This window comes from Luteimonas sp. 100069 (genome assembly GCF_003813845.1).
In the GTDB taxonomy this organism is placed as follows: domain Bacteria; phylum Pseudomonadota; class Gammaproteobacteria; order Xanthomonadales; family Xanthomonadaceae; genus Luteimonas; species Luteimonas chenhongjianii.
In genome coordinates this window covers 169,026-185,529 of sequence record NZ_RPFN01000003.1, presented here as the reverse complement: position 1 = coordinate 185,529, position 16,504 = coordinate 169,026, and the positions used below count along the sequence as shown (strand labels likewise).

Here is a 16,504-nt window from a genome sequence, read left to right as displayed (position 1 = left end):
GCCTGCCGGTGGACGTGCGCATCGTCGAGGTCGGACCGCGCGACGGCCTGCAGAACGAGAAGACCCTCGTCTCGACCGCCGACAAGATCGAACTGATCGACCGGTTGTCGGCGACCGGCCTGCGCAGCATCGAGGCGACCAGTTTCGTCAGCCCGAAGTGGGTCCCGCAGCTGGCCGATGCCGCCGAGGTCTATGCCGGTATCGACCGGCGCCCCGGCATCGCCTATCCGGTCCTGGTGCCCAACGAAACCGGGTATGACCGGGCGCGGGCAGCCGGGGTCGCGGAGATCGCGGTGTTCACCGCGGCCTCGGAAGCCTTCAACCGGACCAACATCAACGCATCGATCGCCGAGTCGCTGCAGCGCTTCGCTCCCGTGCTGGACCGCGCACGCGCCGATGGCGTGCGGGTGCGTGGCTACGTCTCCACCGTGCTGGGCTGTCCCTACCAGGGCGCGGTGCCGGTGGCGGACGTGGTCCGGGTCGCGCGTGCGCTGCACGAGATGGGCTGCTACGAGATCTCGCTCGGCGACACCATCGGCGTGGGCACGCCTGTGGCAGCGCGCGCGATGCTGCGCGCCGTCGCCGCCGAGGTGCCGATGCCGGCGCTCGCGGTGCATTTCCACGACACCTGGGGCCAGGCGCTGGCCAACCTGCTGGCGTGCCTCGAGGAAGGCGTCGCAGTGATCGATTCCGCGGTCTCCGGCGCCGGCGGCTGCCCGTACGCAAAGGGCGCCAGCGGCAACGTCGCCAGCGAGGACGTGGTCTACATGCTGCACGGAATGGGCATGCGTACCGGCATCGATCTCGACAGGCTCGCCGAAACCGGCAACTGGCTCGCCTCCAAGCTCGGTCGCGCATCGGGCAGCAAGGTCGGGCAGGCACTCGCCGCGCGGGGATGAGTCTGGAAGCAGGCGCTGCGTCCTCCGTGCCGCGGCCCTCGTCGTCGTCCACACGCCCGCGCAGGCGCGGCTGACAGTTGCGGGTGCGCTGCGGGCGCGCAGACCGATCGGCGACGCCGTACCGGGCACACGAGGGCCGGTTAAACTGCGCGCTTTGCCTGCGAGGATCCGCTCATGACACCCGATTCCGTCCGCGCCATCGTGACCGGCGGTGTGTCCGGCCTTGGCCTCGCCGTGGCCCATCACCTGGTGGCGGGCGGCGGCAAGGTCGTGCTGTTCGACGTCAACGACGACAAGGGCGCCGACGCCGTCGCCGCGCTCGGCGAAGCCAATGCCCGTTACCTGCGCACCGATGTCACCGACGAGGCCGGCGTGGTCGCCAACGTCGATGCGGCGCGCGCGTTCCTCGGCGGACTCAATGTCGCGATCAACTGCGCCGGCATCCTCGGCGCCGGCCGCGTGCTCGGTCGCGAGGCGCCGATGCCGCTGTCGACGTTCAGCACCACGGTCATGGTCAATCTGGTCGGCAGCTTCAACGTCGCCAAGGCCGCAGCGGCGGTCATGCAGCGCAACGACCCGGGCGAGGACGGCGAGCGCGGCGTGATCGTCAATACCGCCTCTGTCGCCGCCTACGAGGGCCAGATCGGCCAGGCCGCGTATTCGGCCTCCAAGGGCGGCGTGGTCGCGATGACCCTGCCGATGGCCCGCGAGCTCTCGCGCTTCGGCATCCGCGTCAACACCATCGCGCCGGGCATCTTCTGGACGCCGATGGTCGACGGCATGCCCGACGATGTGCAGCAGTCGCTGTCGGCCTCGATCCCCTTCCCGTCGCGCCTGGGGCGTCCGGAGGAATTCGCCGACCTGGTCGCCTACATCGTGGGCAACCGCTATCTCAACGGCGAGACCATCCGCCTCGACGGCGCGGTGCGCCTCGCCCCCAGGTAAGGCCGCAGCGCCGTGCCGACACGGACCCTGCATCGCATTGTGCTGGCCGCGGCGTTGGCTTGCCTGGCGCTGGCTGCGCACGCCCAGCCTGCCGGACTCGACGCCACGCTCCGCGCCGGCGGCTATGTGGCGGTGCCGATGACCCGACATGGCGATGCGCACCTCGCCATCGAGCTGCACGTCAACGGTGTGCGCGGCCGCTTCATCGTCGACACCGGCGCGGGTCGCACCGTCATCGACCGTGCCGCGCAGTCGCGCTTCGCCGACGGACGCGATGTCGTGGCGGGCGGCGTCGCCACGGGCGCCGGCGGCAGCGGGCTCGCGATCGCTGCCCTGCCCGGCAGCCGACTGCGGATCGGCGCCTACCGCGACGATGCGTTCACCGCCCACTTCCTCGCGCTCGACCACGTCAATGCGGCGTTCTCGCAGCGGGGAGAGGCCTCCGTCGACGGCGTGGTTGGCGCGGACGTGCTGGTACGCGGTGCGGCGGTGATCGACTACCCGAACCTGCGGCTCTACCTGCGCAATCCCGATGCCGGCCGCAGCGCCGGGTCGCCTTCCCCAACCAGTTCTCCATCCAGCAGCGGACAACGATGAAAGCCTACGACGTCAAGAAAGGAAACGTGGTCGAACACAATGGTGGCGTGTACCAGGTGCGCGACATCGAGCGCAGCTCGCCGCAGGGCCGCGGCGGCAACGTGCGCTTCCGCTTCACCATGTACAGCGTGCCCGGCGGCACCAAGACCGACGCCAGCTTCGACGGCGACGACGAGCTGCGCGAGGTCGACCTCGCCCGGCGCCAGGCGAGCTTTTCGTACAAGGACGGCGACGCGTTCGTGTTCATGGACGACGAGGATTTCACCCAGTACACGCTGGATGCCAATGTCGTCGGCGACGGCGCCGGCTACATCACCGAGGGACTGACCGGCCTGTTCGTGCAGGTCATCGACGATGCCCCGGTCGGCCTGCAGCTGCCGCAAAGCGTGGTGCTCGAAGTCGTCGACACCCCGCCCGAACTCAAGGGCGGCACCGCGACCAAGCGCCCGAAGCCGGCGATGCTCAACACCGGCATCGAGATCCAGGTGCCGGAATACATCACCAACGGCGAGCGCGTGTGGGTCAACACCATCACCGGAGAATTCGGCGGCCGCGCGGACTGACCAAAGGGGATCGGCGAGCGTCTGGAGCGCGCAAGCCTCCGACGCTCCGATGCCCTGGCCGTCTTCGCCGGGAGGCAGGGTCTGGGGCGCTGGCACCCATGCGCAACGCGAGCACCGCTCGCTCTGACCTCCACCGCACCGTGCGTGCAACGCCCGGCATGCGTTCCGATGTCGTGCGTTCCGATGTCGTGCCGACGCCAGCCAGCGGGCCGGGACACGCTGCAGACACCCGCATGTCCTGCGCGCGCAGGTGACGCCGCTCAATCCAGTTCCAGCCCACCCGCCTCGCGATGCAGCGTCCGCAACCGCGCACCCAGCACCTCGACGTTCCGCTCGAGCGCCGCGATCCGCGCCTGCGCCTGCGGCGTCAACGCCATCCGCCCCTCGTCCTCCAGTTGCGCGCGCAGCCCGTGCAGGCGCTGCGCGCGCGCGGCCACGTCGTGCTGGAGCATCGAGCGTTCATCGGGCTGCGGCAGCCCGTAGCCGTCCGCCAGTAGTTGCGCGGGCCGGCTGAGACGATCGCCGGCGTCGAGCATTGCCCGCAGCGTCGCGAGCGAAGGCGCGGCGATTGCAGCCTGCCGCGGATCGAGCAGCTGGCGCTTGAGTACGTCGCGCAGGCGCAACATCTCCCGGCGCCGCGCAGCATGTTCGAGCACCAGCAGCGCCGCGCCGTCGCGCAGCTGCGCCCCATCGAGCCAGGGCGTGCGCGCCTGCGGCGCGAGGTCGAGCCAGTCGGCATACCGGGCGACCGGCAGCGGTTGCGCGGCGCGGGCGACATCGAACAAAGCCTGATACTCCGCATCGGCGGACGGGAATCGGAATCCCTTCCGCACCGCATCTTCGCGGTCAAGCACCGACAGGTCCGCAGCGCCGCTGCGCGCGAGCCTGCGCAGCAGCCCGGTCGGGGTCACGCTGCGCAGCCGTGCATCGGCCAGCCGCGGCACGCCCGTCTGCAGCAGCTTCCAGGTTTCCACCGCGCAGTTGTTGCCGATGAAGTAATAGCGCCCGTCGTAGCTCCAGTGCAGCGCGGCCGCCTGGGTCAGCAGCGTGGCGATCTCGCCCGGCGACAACCCCAGCGGCACCGATTGCAGGCCGCGCAGTTCCACCCGCGTGTACTCCTCGATGACCTGGTCGAGCGGAAGCACGAACAGCCGCGACGGGTAGCGCCCGGTCAGGCCACGCAGGCTGGAGATCTGCACATCGTCGACGAAGGCGCGGAACGACAGCACACGGTGATGGGCAAGATCGAGCCGGCAATCGGGCCCGGGAGCGCGGCCCGGCGCGCAGATCACCAGCCGCAGCATGCTGTGGCCCCAGCGGCTCATCGGTTGCGCGTTGCCTTCGGCCAGCAGGTAGTCGACGGCATGGACCTGCGCGGGATCGAGCATGAGCAATGGCGCGGCATCCGCCTCGGGCTGGGCCTCGACGAAGGCCAGTTCCGGCGCGCAGGCGGCCTGCGGCGGTGCCCAGCCGAAGTGCGCGGCGAAGTAGGCGTGCAGCGCCGGACGGCGGCAGGCGTATTCGGCGTCGAGCAGGAAGTACTCCAGGTTGACGGCGACGAACTCGGCCGGTGCGGTGCGCTCGTAGGCATCGGGGCTGCGATCGCGCATGGCGTTGTCGCGCACGCGCAGACCCAGGCGCAGAGGCCGCTGCGGCCAGCCGGCGAGATCGAGCAGCCGTGGATCGCGCGACAGGCCGCCATGTGTCGAGTGGTCGTAGCGATGGGCGAGCTCGTGCAGCAGGGCGCGCTGCAGTGCCTGTGCATCGTCCGCATCGGCGAGCAGCGAGCGACGCATCCGCAGATGCGCACCGAATGCGCGACCGTGGACAGCGCCGGGCAGGTCGTCGCGCCAGTCGACGACAACATCGAGACCCGGTGCGTCGCGCCAGGCGGGCGGCAGACGCGACAACGCAGCGGTCAGTGCGAGCTCGGCCTGGATGGCTTCCGCAGGACGCAACGGCTCACCTGTCACCTGCTGCGCGACCGCCCAGCCGGCGGCCGATGCCGCCGGCGCCAGCAGGGCCGCGGTCAGGACGATGGCGGCCCGCGTCAGCATCGGCCGGCCTGATCAGCGGGCGAGGATGGCCTGCGCGAGTTCGAGATCGGACGCCTCACGCGCGAGCGGCCGGGTCTCGCGCAGGTGCCGCAGCGCGGCTTCCAGACGCGCGCCACGGATGCGTCCCTCGCTGGCGACGAATCCTGCGGCGTCTTCTCGCGCCTGCAGCACCACCTTGTCGTTGCCGGACGTGCTGCCCGACGAGGCCGAGGCGCCGCCCGAGGTCGCGCCCGCACTTGTGCCGGCGAAACTGCCGGCGAAGGCCGGCGCGGACAGGGCGGCCAGCAGCAGGAATGCGGAACGGACCTTCATGGGAGACTCCGGAAACGGTGGAGGGGCGCCACTGCAACTTCGCCGGTGCGCAGGCGACCGGACCTTCAGTCGAACAGTTTGCCCGGGTTGAGGATGCCGGCAGGATCGAGCGCACGCCGGATGCCACGCATCACCGCGATCTCCGCCGCGCTGCGGGTCGACCCCAGATAGGCCTTCTTGACCAGACCGATGCCGTGTTCGGCCGAAATGCTGCCGCCGTACTCGGCCAGTGTTTCCGCCAGCAGTCTGGTCACACGCTCGCATTCGACGACGAAGTCGGCGTTGGCCATGTCCGCCGGCTTGAGCACGTTGATGTGCAGGTTGCCGTCGCCGATATGCCCGAACCAGACCACCTCGAACTGCGGATACTCCGACGCAAGCAGGGCCTGGGTGCGCGCCAGGAAGCCCGGCATCGCCGAAACGCGCACCGATACGTCGTTCTTGTACGGCAGGTGTGGCGCGAGGCTCTCGGTGATGCCCTCGCGCAGCCGCCACAGCGCCGCGGCCTGCGTATCGCCGTGACTGATCACGCCGTCCTCGACCCAGCCCTGCTCCATGCAGTACTCGAACGCCGACAACACCTGCACTTCGCCCGCCTCGCCCTCGCAGGCGAACTCGGCGACGACGTAGTACGGATACGCGGCGTCGAACGGCGCCTGCGCGCCGTGCGCCACCACGTGGTGCAGCGCGCGGTCGGTGAAGAATTCGAAGGCCTCGAGCGGCAGCCGCGCACGCAGGGCCTGGAATACCTCCATCAGCACTTCGAACGAGGGCAGCGCCAGCAGCATCACCCGTGTGTCCGGCGGCGGGTCGGTCAGCCTCAGCGTCGCCTCGACGATGATGCCGAGCGTGCCTTCCGACGCCACCGCGAGATGGCGCAGGTCGTAGCCGCTGGAGTTCTTGACCAGCCCGCGGTTGAGGTCGAGCAGTTCGCCGGTCGCGGTGACCAGCCGGATGCCGGCCACCCACTCGCGGGTGTTGCCGTAGCGCACCACGCGGATACCGCCGGCGTTGGTGGCGATATTGCCGCCGATCGAACACGAGCCGCGCGAGGCGAAATCCACCGGATACTGCAGGCCGTGCGACCGCGCCTCCTCCTGCACCGCTTCGAGGGCGATGCCGGCCTCGACGGTGAGCAGGCGATCGGCCGGCTCGAAGCCCACCACCCGGTTCATGCGCTGCAGGCTCAGGACCAGTTCGCCGTTGGCCGCGACCGCGCCGCCCGACAGGCCGGTGCGCCCGCCCGAGGGCACGACGGCGACGCCTGCGGCATTCGCCCAGCGCATCGTCGCCTGCACTTCTTCGATCGTCGCCGGCAGTGCGACCGCCATCGGCGCCGGCGTCCAGCGTCGGGTCCAGTCGACCCCGTAATGCGCGAGGTCGGCGGGATCGGTCAGCAGGCGCAGCGAGGGGACTTCCGCCTGCAGGGCGGAGATTCGGGGGTCGGACATCGGACACGCGGCCGGTAAAGCGGGAGGGCCAGCGTACGAGCGCGCTCCGGATGCGTCCAGCACGGCTGCGCGTGCGCGGGCGACTCTGGCACCATGCAGTGCGCACTCCCCTACGCTTACGCTGCGGATTCATCCATGAAGACCTCGTTCCCCCTGCAGGACATTCGCGTCCTGCTGCTCGAAGGCATCAGCCAGAGCGCCGTCGACACCTTCCGGGCGGCCGGTTACACCCAGATCGAAATGCACCCCAAGGCCCTGCCGGACGACCAACTGCGCGCGAAGATCGCCGACGCGCACATCGTCGGCATCCGCTCGCGCACGCAGCTCAGCGCGGAGGTGCTGGCGGATGCACGCAGGCTGATGGCGATCGGCTGCTTCTGCATCGGCACCAACCAGGTCGACCTGGAAGCGGCGGAGCGTGCCGGCATCCCGGTGTTCAACGCGCCCTATTCAAATACCCGCTCCGTGGCCGAGCTGGTGGTCGCCGAGGCGGTCATGCTGCTGCGGGGCATCCCGCAGAAGAACGCCCAGTGCCACCGCGGCGGCTGGAGCAAGTCCGCGCTCGGCAGCCACGAGGCGCGCGGCAAGACGCTGGGTATCGTCGGCTACGGCCACATCGGCACCCAGGTCGGCGTGCTGGCCGAGTCGCTGGGGATGCAGGTGCTGTTCCACGACATCGAAACCAAACTCTCGCTGGGCAATGCGCGCAGCGCGGCCAGCCTCGACGACCTGCTCGCACGCAGCGACGTGGTCACGCTGCACGTGCCGGAAACCCCGGCGACGAAACTGATGTTCGGCGAAGCGGAACTGGCCGCGATGCGCCCGGGTGCGCACCTGATCAACGCCTCGCGCGGCACCGTGGTCGACATCGACGCCCTCGCCGCCGCGTTGCGCAGCGGCCACATCGGCGGCGCCGCGGTGGACGTGTTCCCCGTCGAACCGCAGGGCAACGAGGATGCGTTCGAGTCGCCGCTGCTCGGTCACGACAACGTGCTGCTGACCCCGCATGTCGGCGGCAGCACGCTGGAGGCGCAGGACAACATCGGCATCGAAGTCGCGGCCAAGCTCGTGCGCTACAGCGACAACGGCAGCACGCTGTCTGCGGTCAACTTCCCCGAGGTCACCCTCCCCGAGCACAGCGGCAGCCACCGATTGCTGCACCTGCACCGCAACGTGCCGGGCGTGCTGTCGAAGATCAACGAAGTGTTCTCGCGCGAGGCGGTGAACATCGACGGCCAGTACCTGCGCACCACCGCCAACGTCGGCTATGTGGTCATCGACGTCTCCGCCAGCGGCGACCAGGCGACGCACCTGCGCAGCGAGCTGTCGAAGATCGAGGGCACCTTGCGCACGCGCGTCCTGTATTGAAGCACCGGCGCCCCGCCTGGCCTCAGTAGTTCGCCCACAGGCCGGGCGTGGCGAACTCGAGCACGTGCCCGTCGGGATCCTCGAAGTACAGACTGCGTCCGCCGGCCGGCCACGACATCTCGCCGCGCATCGGCACGCCATGCGCCGCGAGCCTTGCCTTCCAGCCGTCATAGGCATCGGCGCTGATGCGCAGGGCCATGTGCAGGGGCCCGCACCCGTCGTGGCCCGGCACGGTGCCACGCTCGCTGGTGGTATCGGCCTGCGAGGCGCCGCGCGCGAATACCAGCAGCACACTGTGGGCGCCGGCATCGAAGGCGGTCAGGCGATCGCCCTGCTTCAGCGTGCGCAGGCCCAGCACGTTCGAGAAGAAGGCCACCGCCCGTGGCATGTCGTCCACGTACAGGGCGGTTTCGAGTACGCCGCCGATCTGCAGGGCGCTGGAATCGGGAGCTGTGGTCATGGCTCGCATGATGTCCGCTTTGCGCGCCTGGCGCATCGGACCGGCGAATCGCCGAGATCCCGTTGCCCGTTGTCTGCGCGAGCGACCGTCGGCAGCGCTTGCGACACGGACGCCTATCGGCTCATGACGGGCGCGCGGCCCTTTCGCGCCAGCGTTGCGCCATGCGCTGCAGGGAAGCGTCATAGCCGTTCCCCAGTGCCACCTCGAGGATGGGCACCCATGCCAGTGCCAGCGACTCCTCGCTGATGGCGAACGTCTCGTCCGTGCCCGCGCGCACGACGTAGCGCACGTCGTAGTGCCAGTGCCCGGGGACGTCCCTGTGCACGGGAATCCAGTGGCGGTCGAGATCGAAGATCTCCGGCAGCACCGCGACGTCACGCAGTCCGGTTTCCTCCTCGGTCTCGCGCAGCGCCACGCGCGCCAGATCGCGGTCGCCGTCCGCGTGTCCGCCCGGCTGCAGCCACAGGCCGAGCTTGCGATGGTGGGTCAGCAGGGTGCGTGCGCCATCGCGGCTGACCACCAGTGCCGACGCGGTGAAATGACCGGCAAGCCGTGTGCGGACGAAGGGATCCTGCGCCTCGCCGAGCACGGCCACGAACTCTGTGGCGACCTGCGACTGTGCAGGATGGGCCTGGCCGAACCGGGTGAAGGCGCGTGCGAGCGACGCGACGGGATCGGCCATGGAAGCGCTGGTATCGGGCATGGATTTGTTGCGACGCGGCGTGACCGGTCGCGCAGGATCGGGGTTCGCGCGAAGTGGCACAAGCCGTTGCGGTGTTGCTTGTGCCGGGCGTCCGCGTTTGGCATGGTACGGCGATTCCGCATGGCCGCGGGGGGCGACGGAACGTCTGGTGGCCAGTCGCGACACCATCGACCAACCGGGGAGCCCGATGTTCAAGAACCTGATGATCACCAAGCCTATCGAGGCGCAGCCGCATGTCGATGCCGGCGAACCTGTCGAAGGCAGCCTGTCTGGCGAAGTGGGCTTCAAGCGCACCCTGACCGCGAAGCACCTCGTGATGCTCGGACTGGGCGCGGTGATCGGCGCGGGCATCTTCGTCATCACCGGTACCGCCGCCGCCAATCACGCCGGCCCGGCGATCATGCTGAGCTTCGTCATCGCCGGCTTCGCCTGCGCGATGGCGGGCCTGTGCTACGCCGAGTTCGCGGCAATGATCCCGGCCTCGGGCAGCGCCTACAGCTACACCTACGCGACGCTGGGCGAGGCACTTGCCTGGTTCGTCGGCTGGAGCCTGGTGCTCGAATATCTGTTCGCGGCGTCGACCGTCGCGGTCGGCTGGTCGGGCTATACGGTCAGCTTCCTCGACAGTCTCGGCGTGCACCTGCCGGCAGCACTGACCCAGGCGCCGATCAACTTCTGTACGCATGAGGCGGCGCAGGCCGGCGCGTGCGAGTTCGGCAAGTTCGTCACCACCGGCGCGCTGTTCAACCTGCCGGCGGTGCTGATCATCGGCGCGGTCGGCATCCTCTGCTACGTGGGCATCACCCAGTCGGCGACCGCGAACGCGATCATCGTGTCGATCAAGGTGCTGGTCATCCTGCTGCTGCTGGCCTTCGGCTTCCAGTACATCAACGCCGAGAACTGGCTCCCCTTCATCCCCGAGAACCAGGGCGGCGACCGCTTCGGCTGGGAAGGCGTGCTGCGCGGGGCGTCGATCGTGTTCTTCGCCTACATCGGCTTCGACGCGGTCTCGACGGCGGCGCAGGAGGTCAAGAACCCGCAGCGCGACATGCCGATCGGCATCCTCGGCTCGCTGTTCCTGTGTACGGTGATCTACATCGCGGTATCGGCGGTGCTGACCGGCATGGTGCCCTACACCACGCTCGGCACGGCCAAGCCCGTCGCCACGGCGCTCGAGGCATTTCCGAGCCTGCTGTGGCTCAAGACGCTGGTGGAGATCGGCGCGATCGCCGGCCTGACCACGGTCATCCTGGTGATGCTGATGGGCCAGCCGCGTATCTTCTTCTCGATGGCGCAGGACGGCCTGCTGCCGCGCTTCTTCGGCGCCATCCACGCGCGCTTCCGCACGCCGCACAAGGGCACGGTGCTGGTGGCGCTTGTCGCAGCCGTCATGGCGGCGTTCCTGCCGATCCAGCTGCTGGGCGACGTGGTCTCGATGGGCACCCTGGTCGCGTTCGCCACCGTGTGCCTGGGCGTGATGGTCCTGCGTCGCACCCAGCCCGACCTGCACCGCCCGTTCCGGGTGCCGGCCGTGTTCGTCGTCGGCACCCTCGGCGTGGCCGCATGCCTCGGCCTGGTCGCCACGATGCCGCTGCTGAACTGGATGGTGCTGCTGGCGTGGACCATCATCGGGTTCACCATCTACTTCCTCTACGGTTACAAGCACAGCAAGCTCCGGCAGCAATTGCCGCAGCGCTGAATCCGCCGCCACACGGCCCGCCCCGCGCGGGCCGTGTGCCCTTAGAGCCTCCGACCAGCGGCCGTCGCCGCCCCCTCGCGGATCACCCCCATGTCCACGACCTCCAACGTCAAGCAGATCGGCCCGGTACTGGCGACCTTCATGGTGGCCAACAACATGATCGGCTCGGGGTTCTTCCTGCTGCCGGCAACGCTCGCGCGGTCGGGTGCGGTCACCGTGTTCTCGTGGCTGATCGGGACCGTGCTCGCCGTCGCGCTGGGCGGCGCGTTCGCGCGATTGGCGCGCCAGTATCCCGATCTCACATCGCCCGACGACTACATCCGCCCGAGCCTCGGCCGGGACATGGGCTTCCTCGCCACCACGGCGTACTGGCTCTCGTCGTGGATCGGCAACAACGCGATCGCGGTCGCCGCCATCGGGTATCTGGTGATCCTGCTACCGGTGAGCGACGGTCCCGGTGTACAGCTGACCGGACAGATCCTGCTGATCTGGTCGATGCTCGCGCTGAACCTGCTGGGGCCGCGCACCATCGCGCACTTCCAGTCGTTCTGCGTGGTCTTCGGCCTGCTGCCGATCGCCGCGGTCCTGATCGCCGGCTGGGCCTATTTCGACTCCTCGATCTACTTCGCGGGCTGGAACGTCAGTGGCGAGTCCGACGCCGCGGTCGCGTTCGGTTCCCTGGCCACGGTGTTCTGGGCCTTCATCGGCCTGGAGACCGGCGCGATGGTGGCCGGCGTGGTCCGTAATCCCAAGCGCAACGTGCCGATCGCGACCCTCGGCGGCATCCTGCTTGCGGGCGTCGTCTACATGGTGTCCTCGGTGCTGATGATGGGCATCGTGCCGGTCGAGGAACTCGCCGAGTCGAGCGCGCCGTTCGCCCTGGTCGCCGGACAGATGTTCGGGGCCTGGGCGATCCCGGTGATCGCCGCGGCGGCCGCGCTCAAGGCCACCGGCACGCTGGGCGGCTGGCTGCTGGTGACGGGCGAATCCGGCGCGCGCGCGGCGCATCGCGGCTTCCTGCCGCGGTTTTTCGGACACCTGCTCCCCAACGGCGCCGCCGGTCAGGGCCTGCTGGCCGTGGTGATCTCGATGACGATCATCGCCTTCGCTACCGTATCGGACACGGTCGGGACCCAGTTCGAGACCATCATCAACATGGCGGTCACCCTGGTGGTCGTGGCCTACGCCGCCGCTGGCCTGAGCCTGCTCCTGGGCAATCCCGAGCGTCCGGCAGGGCCGCGCGACCGCATCCTCGGCATGTGTGCGCTGCTCGCCTGCGGCCTGCTGGTCTGGTCGACGCCGATCGACACGCTGATGGGCGCGCTGATCATCTGCCTGCTGGCCTGGGCTGCATACCGCGGCTTCCCGCGGCGCGGCCAGACCGCAAAGTGAGCCGCGCCGCCAAGGCGCCACGAAGCACGGTCCGAAACCTGCGGGCCGCGCGGACGGCATGCCCGGCACGCTAGACTTCACGCCATGTCAGACACGCCTCCTTACGACACCCACCGTCTGCGCGAACTCGCAGGCGAGTTGATCGTCAATATCCGCGAACTCGCCCAGGCCGGCTGGACCCCCGCGACCAGCAGCAATTTCTCGCGCCGCCTCGATGATCGCCATGCCGCGATCACGGTCTCCGGCCGCGACAAGGGCCGGCTCGGGGAAGACGACATCATGGTCGTCGACTTCGAAGGGCGGGCTGTCGGCAGCGAACACCGGCCTTCGGCCGAGACGCTGCTCCATACCCAGCTCTACCGCCGGTTCCCGGAGATCGGCTGCATCCTGCATACGCATTCACCGACCCAGACCATCGCCTCGCGCCTGTTCGCCGGCGCCGGACACGTGCGCCTGGAAGGTTATGAACTGTTGAAGGCCTTTGCCGGCAACAGTACCCACGAAATCGCGATCGATGTTCCGGTGCTGCCCAACAGCCAGGACATGCGGGTGCTGTCGGCGCAGGTTGACGCCCTGCTCGATGCCGGGCCGATGTGGGGCTATCTGATCGATGGTCATGGTCTCTATGCCTGGGGCCGCGACATGGCCGAGGCCCGGCGGCACCTGGAGGCGTTCGAGTTCCTGCTGCACTGCGAACTGGAGCTGCGCCGGCTCGGCGTACGCAGCTGAATTCCGCGCAGCTTCGCACCGCACGTCAGTGAGGGCGCTGTGTTCCGCCCCGGTCAACGTTGCGCCGGCGCGGCTTTGCTAGTCTGCACGCCCCGCAAGCGCCCCGAGCCAGAACCATGAGCCGCCTCCGCATCTTCGCCGACACCGCACCCGACACGCCGCTCTTCGACAGCCGCGATGGCGACGCGATCGCCCGTGAACTGCAGGCGATCGGCGTGACCTTCGAACGCTGGCGGGCGGCGGCGCCCGTCGCAGCCGGGGCCAGCCCCGACGAGGTCATCGCCGCCTACAAGGCCGACATCGACCGCATCAGCGCCGAGCGCGGGTTCAAGTCGGTCGATGTGATCAGCATCGCGCCCGACAACCCCAAGCGCGAGGAACTGCGCGCCAAATTCCTCGACGAGCACTTCCACAAGGAAGACGAGGTGCGTTTCTTCGTCGACGGCTCGGGGCTGTTCACCCTGCATGTCGACGGCAAGGTCTACGAGATCGAGTGCGTGAAGGACGATCTGATCGGCGTGCCCGACGGCGTGACCCACTGGTTCGACATGGGCAGCGAACCGCGCTTTGTCGCGATCCGCTTCTTCGAGCAGCCCGACGGCTGGATCGGTCATTTCACCGGCTCCGACATCGCGCAGAAATTCCCGCGCTACGAGCCGGATACGCGCTGACGTCCAGGTCGTTCGGCCGGCCCCACGATCCCGTGCGCGGCCAGCCACCGAGCGGCGTATCTGCAGCGGGCGTCCCGGGACGGTGTGCGCAGCCACGACCCATGGCGCCCGCCAAGAGCGCACGGCGACGACAGCCACTGCACGCTCGTGGTGAGCGCTGAAGCGCCCGGAGTCGGCTGCCGGCATGACATGGCGACGGCTTACACTTCAACGCCCCCGAACCGGCTGACGCGCGGATGATCCTGACCGATATCGAAGGCACCACCAGCAGCATTTCCTTCGTCAAGGACGTACTGTTCCCGTATGCGCGCCGCGCCCTGCCCGGCTTCGTCGCCGCGCATGGCAACGATCCCGAGGTGCGGCACTGGCTGGACGTGGTCGCAACCGAGCACGGCGCGATGTGCGACGACGCGATGATCGTCGAAACACTGCAGGGCTGGATCGACGCCGACCGCAAGCACACGGCGCTCAAGGCGCTGCAGGGCATGATCTGGTCGAGCGGCTATCGCGATGCGGATTTCACTGCGCACATCTATCCCGACGCGGCCCCGGCGCTGCGCCGCTGGCACGAAGCCGGGGAGACGCTCGCGGTGTACTCGTCGGGCTCGGTGCCTGCGCAGAAGCTGTTCTTCGGCCACAGCGATGCGGGCGACCTGACCGGCCTGTTCTCCAACTGGTTCGACACCGAAGTTGGCGGCAAGCGCGATGCCGACAGCTATGCGCGCATCGCCGACGCGCTCGACGCTGCGCCGGCGGAGGTGCTGTTCCTGTCGGACGTGGTCGAAGAGCTGGATGCCGCGCGCGACGCCGGCATGCGCACGATCCTGGTCGACCGGCTGGATGACTACCCGACACCGCGCGATGCGACGGCGGCCAATGGCCATCCGCGCGTGACTACGTTCGACCAGATCGACGCGATCCGCTGAGCGGCGACTGCTGCGCCGTCGACGGGTGATGCGCCGCCGGCTGCAGGTTACGGGCCTCCCGCGCCGCGCCGCGGCGATGCGCCGGCCATGGTGGATCCGCCAGCGCCGCGCTTATGGCGCGCGCGCGGCGTCATCGAAGCGGTCGAGCCGATAGCGCGTGCGGGCGCGCTGCTCGCCCTGCCAGGGATCGAAGGCACGCACCTCGACCTCGTGCTCGCCGGTCGCGAGATCGGTCGGCAGCGCAGCACGCCACAGGTGCAGCGACGGCACCGCCTCGGGCGAGCGGTCGCGGCCGCGCAGGGCGTCGGCCAGATCGTCGCGCGCGTTCTCGAGCAGCAGGCGCGGATCGGCGCGCTCGACGCGGCGCATCGGCGTCCAGTCGCCATCCCCGACGCGGAACTCGACCCGGGTATCCGCCTCGCCCATATAGACATTGGCGTAGACGCCCCAGGCCGGATACGCGCCCTGACGCAGCACGCGTGGCGCATGCAGTGCCATCGCCTGCGTCGTCGCTGGATCGGCGGCGGTGTCGCGTGCCGGATGCCAGGCCAACCGGTATCCGCCATCCGGATCGATGCGCAGGCTGGCAAAGCCGTTCGGGGTACCGTCGGCCATCGTCGCATCGGGAATGCCCTGCGCATCCGGCGCGCCGCTCCAGAACGCACCGCTGGCCGCGCCGACGTTGTACTCGTGCAGCGGCGCCGCGCCGTGCCAGTCGCTCCCGGCGTCGTGGCGGACGTGTTGCTGGGTGTGGCGATGGCCGGTCAGCAGCAGCACGCGGTCGAAGTGCTGCAGGGCCGCGAACAGGCGCGCGCGATCGGCGCTGCGCATGGTCTCGGGTGCTCCGCCGGCCGCGGTGTCGAACCAGGGCACGTGCGCGGCGACCACCAGCAGCCGGTCGCGCGGCGCGGCCTGCAGGTAGGCCTCGAGGAACTCGAACTGGTCCTCGCGCAGCCCGCCGACATAGCCCGGTCGCTGCCCGGGCTGGTGGATCACGTTGTCGAGCACCAGGAACGAGGCCTGCGGCGTTTCCCAGGCATAGGTCTCGGGCCCGTAGGCCGCGCGGAACGAGGCGGTGGAACCGCGGTCGTCCGACGCGCTGAAATCGAGATCGTGATTGCCGGGGGCGTGCAGCCACGGCGAACCGACGCGCGCGGTCGCAGCGTCGATCACCGGATACAGCGCGGGCTCGTCGTTGGTGACATCGCCAAGCATCAAACCCAGGCCGAACGGCCCGGCGCGACGTGCGGCCTCGACGACGCTGCGGTCGTAGTAGCCGACTTCCGCTTCGCTCGCGGTCTGCGGATCGGCGAATACCGCCACATCGAGCGTCCCTTCCGCCTCGCCGGCCTGCAGCGTGAACGTGCAGGCCGCGCCACGCGCAGCGGGCGCCCGCCAGAACGCCGGATTGGCCCCGGCGCGCGGCAGCGTCCAGCCGGCGGGCTTGATCACGAAGACCGGCGCATCCCGGCCCCCCAGGCCGGTGAAGCGGCCATCGGCCGCGGTCTCGACGATGCGACGCCCGTCAGACACGCGGACGCCGGCAATGCCTGCACCGGCATCGTCGACCACGCGTCCCGCATCGCAGGCCATCGCAGCCCCTGCCGCGGGCGCGAGCAACACGATCGCCAGCGGGATCTGCGCAAGCCGGAGAACATGCCGCATCGACGCTACCTTCTGCTCGGGGGAAGCGTTCCATTATGCGTCGGCCGGCGATTTCGCCTGCCGGCGT

General features: G+C 69.5%; 16 protein-coding genes. 10 read left to right on the top strand and 6 right to left on the bottom strand.

Features of this window, described 5'->3' with window-relative positions; genetic code table 11:
- The first annotated feature begins 2 nt into the window (after window positions 1-2).
- The 4 genes from EGK76_RS09035 (at window position 3) to yeiP (ending at window position 3,004) form a co-directional block, all read left to right on the top strand.
- Window positions 3-899: a hydroxymethylglutaryl-CoA lyase gene (locus tag EGK76_RS09035; protein ID WP_123832396.1), complete on the top strand. Its 897-nt coding sequence runs from the start codon at window positions 3-5 to the stop codon at window positions 897-899.
- A 174-nt stretch (window positions 900-1,073) separates the two neighbouring features.
- Window positions 1,074-1,844 carry an SDR family NAD(P)-dependent oxidoreductase gene (locus EGK76_RS09030; protein WP_123832380.1) on the top strand — a complete coding sequence of 257 codons (771 nt, stop codon included), beginning with the start codon at window positions 1,074-1,076 and terminating at the stop codon, window positions 1,842-1,844.
- A 12-nt stretch (window positions 1,845-1,856) separates the two neighbouring features.
- On the top strand, window positions 1,857-2,441 hold the full coding sequence (locus EGK76_RS09025) for an aspartyl protease family protein (RefSeq protein WP_123832379.1): 585 nt from the start codon (window positions 1,857-1,859) through the stop codon (window positions 2,439-2,441).
- Window positions 2,438-3,004: an elongation factor P-like protein YeiP gene (gene yeiP, locus EGK76_RS09020; protein WP_096297975.1), complete on the top strand. Its 567-nt coding sequence runs from the start codon at window positions 2,438-2,440 to the stop codon at window positions 3,002-3,004. The genes EGK76_RS09025 and yeiP overlap by 4 nt, the downstream gene beginning before the upstream one ends.
- Before the next feature lie 260 nt (window positions 3,005-3,264).
- On the opposite strand, the gene EGK76_RS09015 is transcribed toward yeiP, so the two are convergent.
- The 3 genes from EGK76_RS09015 to EGK76_RS09005 form a co-directional block, all read right to left on the bottom strand.
- Window positions 3,265-5,061 carry a DUF4105 domain-containing protein gene (locus tag EGK76_RS09015; RefSeq protein ID WP_123832378.1) on the bottom strand — a complete coding sequence of 599 codons (1,797 nt, stop codon included), beginning with the start codon at window positions 5,059-5,061 and terminating at the stop codon, window positions 3,265-3,267.
- A gap of 12 nt (window positions 5,062-5,073) precedes the next feature.
- Entirely contained in the window at window positions 5,074-5,373 is a 300-nt protein-coding gene (locus tag EGK76_RS09010) for a DUF2388 domain-containing protein (protein WP_096297971.1), read from the bottom strand.
- Between the two features lie 65 nt (window positions 5,374-5,438).
- Window positions 5,439-6,824 carry an FAD-binding oxidoreductase gene (locus EGK76_RS09005; RefSeq protein WP_096297969.1) on the bottom strand — a complete coding sequence of 462 codons (1,386 nt, stop codon included), beginning with the start codon at window positions 6,822-6,824 and terminating at the stop codon, window positions 5,439-5,441.
- Window positions 6,825-6,959: 135 nt separating this feature from the next.
- Between EGK76_RS09005 and serA the strand changes: the two genes are divergently transcribed.
- Window positions 6,960-8,192 carry a phosphoglycerate dehydrogenase gene (serA, locus tag EGK76_RS09000; RefSeq protein WP_096297967.1) on the top strand — a complete coding sequence of 411 codons (1,233 nt, stop codon included), beginning with the start codon at window positions 6,960-6,962 and terminating at the stop codon, window positions 8,190-8,192.
- Between the two features lie 22 nt (window positions 8,193-8,214).
- On the opposite strand, the gene EGK76_RS08995 is transcribed toward serA, so the two are convergent.
- Window positions 8,215-8,652 carry a VOC family protein gene (locus EGK76_RS08995; RefSeq protein ID WP_123832377.1) on the bottom strand — a complete coding sequence of 146 codons (438 nt, stop codon included), beginning with the start codon at window positions 8,650-8,652 and terminating at the stop codon, window positions 8,215-8,217.
- 121 nt (window positions 8,653-8,773) lie between these two features.
- The gene (locus EGK76_RS08990) at window positions 8,774-9,334 is read right to left on the bottom strand and encodes an NUDIX hydrolase (RefSeq protein ID WP_123832376.1); all 561 of its coding nucleotides are present in this window, start codon (window positions 9,332-9,334) and stop codon (window positions 8,774-8,776) included.
- A 208-nt stretch (window positions 9,335-9,542) separates the two neighbouring features.
- On the opposite strand from EGK76_RS08990, the gene EGK76_RS08985 reads away from it, so the two are divergent.
- The 5 genes from EGK76_RS08985 (at window position 9,543) to mtnC (ending at window position 14,772) form a co-directional block, all read left to right on the top strand.
- Window positions 9,543-11,054 (top strand): amino acid permease, encoded by a 1,512-nt coding sequence (locus EGK76_RS08985; RefSeq protein ID WP_096297963.1) that lies wholly within the window; start codon window positions 9,543-9,545, stop codon window positions 11,052-11,054.
- 90 nt (window positions 11,055-11,144) lie between these two features.
- The gene (locus EGK76_RS08980) at window positions 11,145-12,446 is read left to right on the top strand and encodes an amino acid permease (protein ID WP_123832375.1); all 1,302 of its coding nucleotides are present in this window, start codon (window positions 11,145-11,147) and stop codon (window positions 12,444-12,446) included.
- An 84-nt stretch (window positions 12,447-12,530) separates the two neighbouring features.
- A complete protein-coding gene (locus EGK76_RS08975) occupies window positions 12,531-13,175 on the top strand; it encodes a methylthioribulose 1-phosphate dehydratase (protein WP_123832374.1) in 645 nt (214 codons plus the stop codon).
- Between the two features lie 116 nt (window positions 13,176-13,291).
- Window positions 13,292-13,846, top strand: a complete 555-nt coding sequence (locus EGK76_RS08970; RefSeq protein ID WP_123832373.1) for an acireductone dioxygenase — start codon at window positions 13,292-13,294, stop codon at window positions 13,844-13,846.
- 236 nt (window positions 13,847-14,082) lie between these two features.
- Window positions 14,083-14,772, top strand: coding sequence for an acireductone synthase (gene mtnC / locus EGK76_RS08965; RefSeq protein WP_096297955.1), 690 nt, complete (start codon window positions 14,083-14,085; stop codon window positions 14,770-14,772).
- 111 nt (window positions 14,773-14,883) lie between these two features.
- On the opposite strand, the gene EGK76_RS08960 is transcribed toward mtnC, so the two are convergent.
- Window positions 14,884-16,437, bottom strand: a complete 1,554-nt coding sequence (locus EGK76_RS08960; protein WP_096297953.1) for a calcineurin-like phosphoesterase family protein — start codon at window positions 16,435-16,437, stop codon at window positions 14,884-14,886.
- Between the last annotated feature and the right edge of the window lie 67 nt (window positions 16,438-16,504).

Excerpts from the sequence above, each read along its gene's own strand:
- EGK76_RS09030 (WP_123832380.1), top strand. The coding sequence starts at position 1,074 with ATGACACCCGATTCCGTCCGCGCCATCGTGACCGGCGGTGTGTCCGGC.
- yeiP (WP_096297975.1), top strand. The coding sequence starts at position 2,438 with ATGAAAGCCTACGACGTCAAGAAAGGAAACGTGGTCGAACACAATGGT.
- EGK76_RS09015 (WP_123832378.1), bottom strand. The coding sequence starts at position 5,061 with ATGCTGACGCGGGCCGCCATCGTCCTGACCGCGGCCCTGCTGGCGCCG.
- EGK76_RS09010 (WP_096297971.1), bottom strand. The coding sequence starts at position 5,373 with ATGAAGGTCCGTTCCGCATTCCTGCTGCTGGCCGCCCTGTCCGCGCCG.
- EGK76_RS09005 (WP_096297969.1), bottom strand. The coding sequence starts at position 6,824 with ATGTCCGACCCCCGAATCTCCGCCCTGCAGGCGGAAGTCCCCTCGCTG.
- serA (WP_096297967.1), top strand. The coding sequence starts at position 6,960 with ATGAAGACCTCGTTCCCCCTGCAGGACATTCGCGTCCTGCTGCTCGAA.
- EGK76_RS08995 (WP_123832377.1), bottom strand. The coding sequence starts at position 8,652 with ATGACCACAGCTCCCGATTCCAGCGCCCTGCAGATCGGCGGCGTACTC.
- EGK76_RS08990 (WP_123832376.1), bottom strand. The coding sequence starts at position 9,334 with ATGGCCGATCCCGTCGCGTCGCTCGCACGCGCCTTCACCCGGTTCGGC.
- EGK76_RS08985 (WP_096297963.1), top strand. The coding sequence starts at position 9,543 with ATGTTCAAGAACCTGATGATCACCAAGCCTATCGAGGCGCAGCCGCAT.
- EGK76_RS08980 (WP_123832375.1), top strand. The coding sequence starts at position 11,145 with ATGTCCACGACCTCCAACGTCAAGCAGATCGGCCCGGTACTGGCGACC.
- EGK76_RS08975 (WP_123832374.1), top strand. The coding sequence starts at position 12,531 with ATGTCAGACACGCCTCCTTACGACACCCACCGTCTGCGCGAACTCGCA.
- EGK76_RS08970 (WP_123832373.1), top strand. The coding sequence starts at position 13,292 with ATGAGCCGCCTCCGCATCTTCGCCGACACCGCACCCGACACGCCGCTC.
- mtnC (WP_096297955.1), top strand. The coding sequence starts at position 14,083 with ATGATCCTGACCGATATCGAAGGCACCACCAGCAGCATTTCCTTCGTC.
- EGK76_RS08960 (WP_096297953.1), bottom strand. The coding sequence starts at position 16,437 with ATGCGGCATGTTCTCCGGCTTGCGCAGATCCCGCTGGCGATCGTGTTG.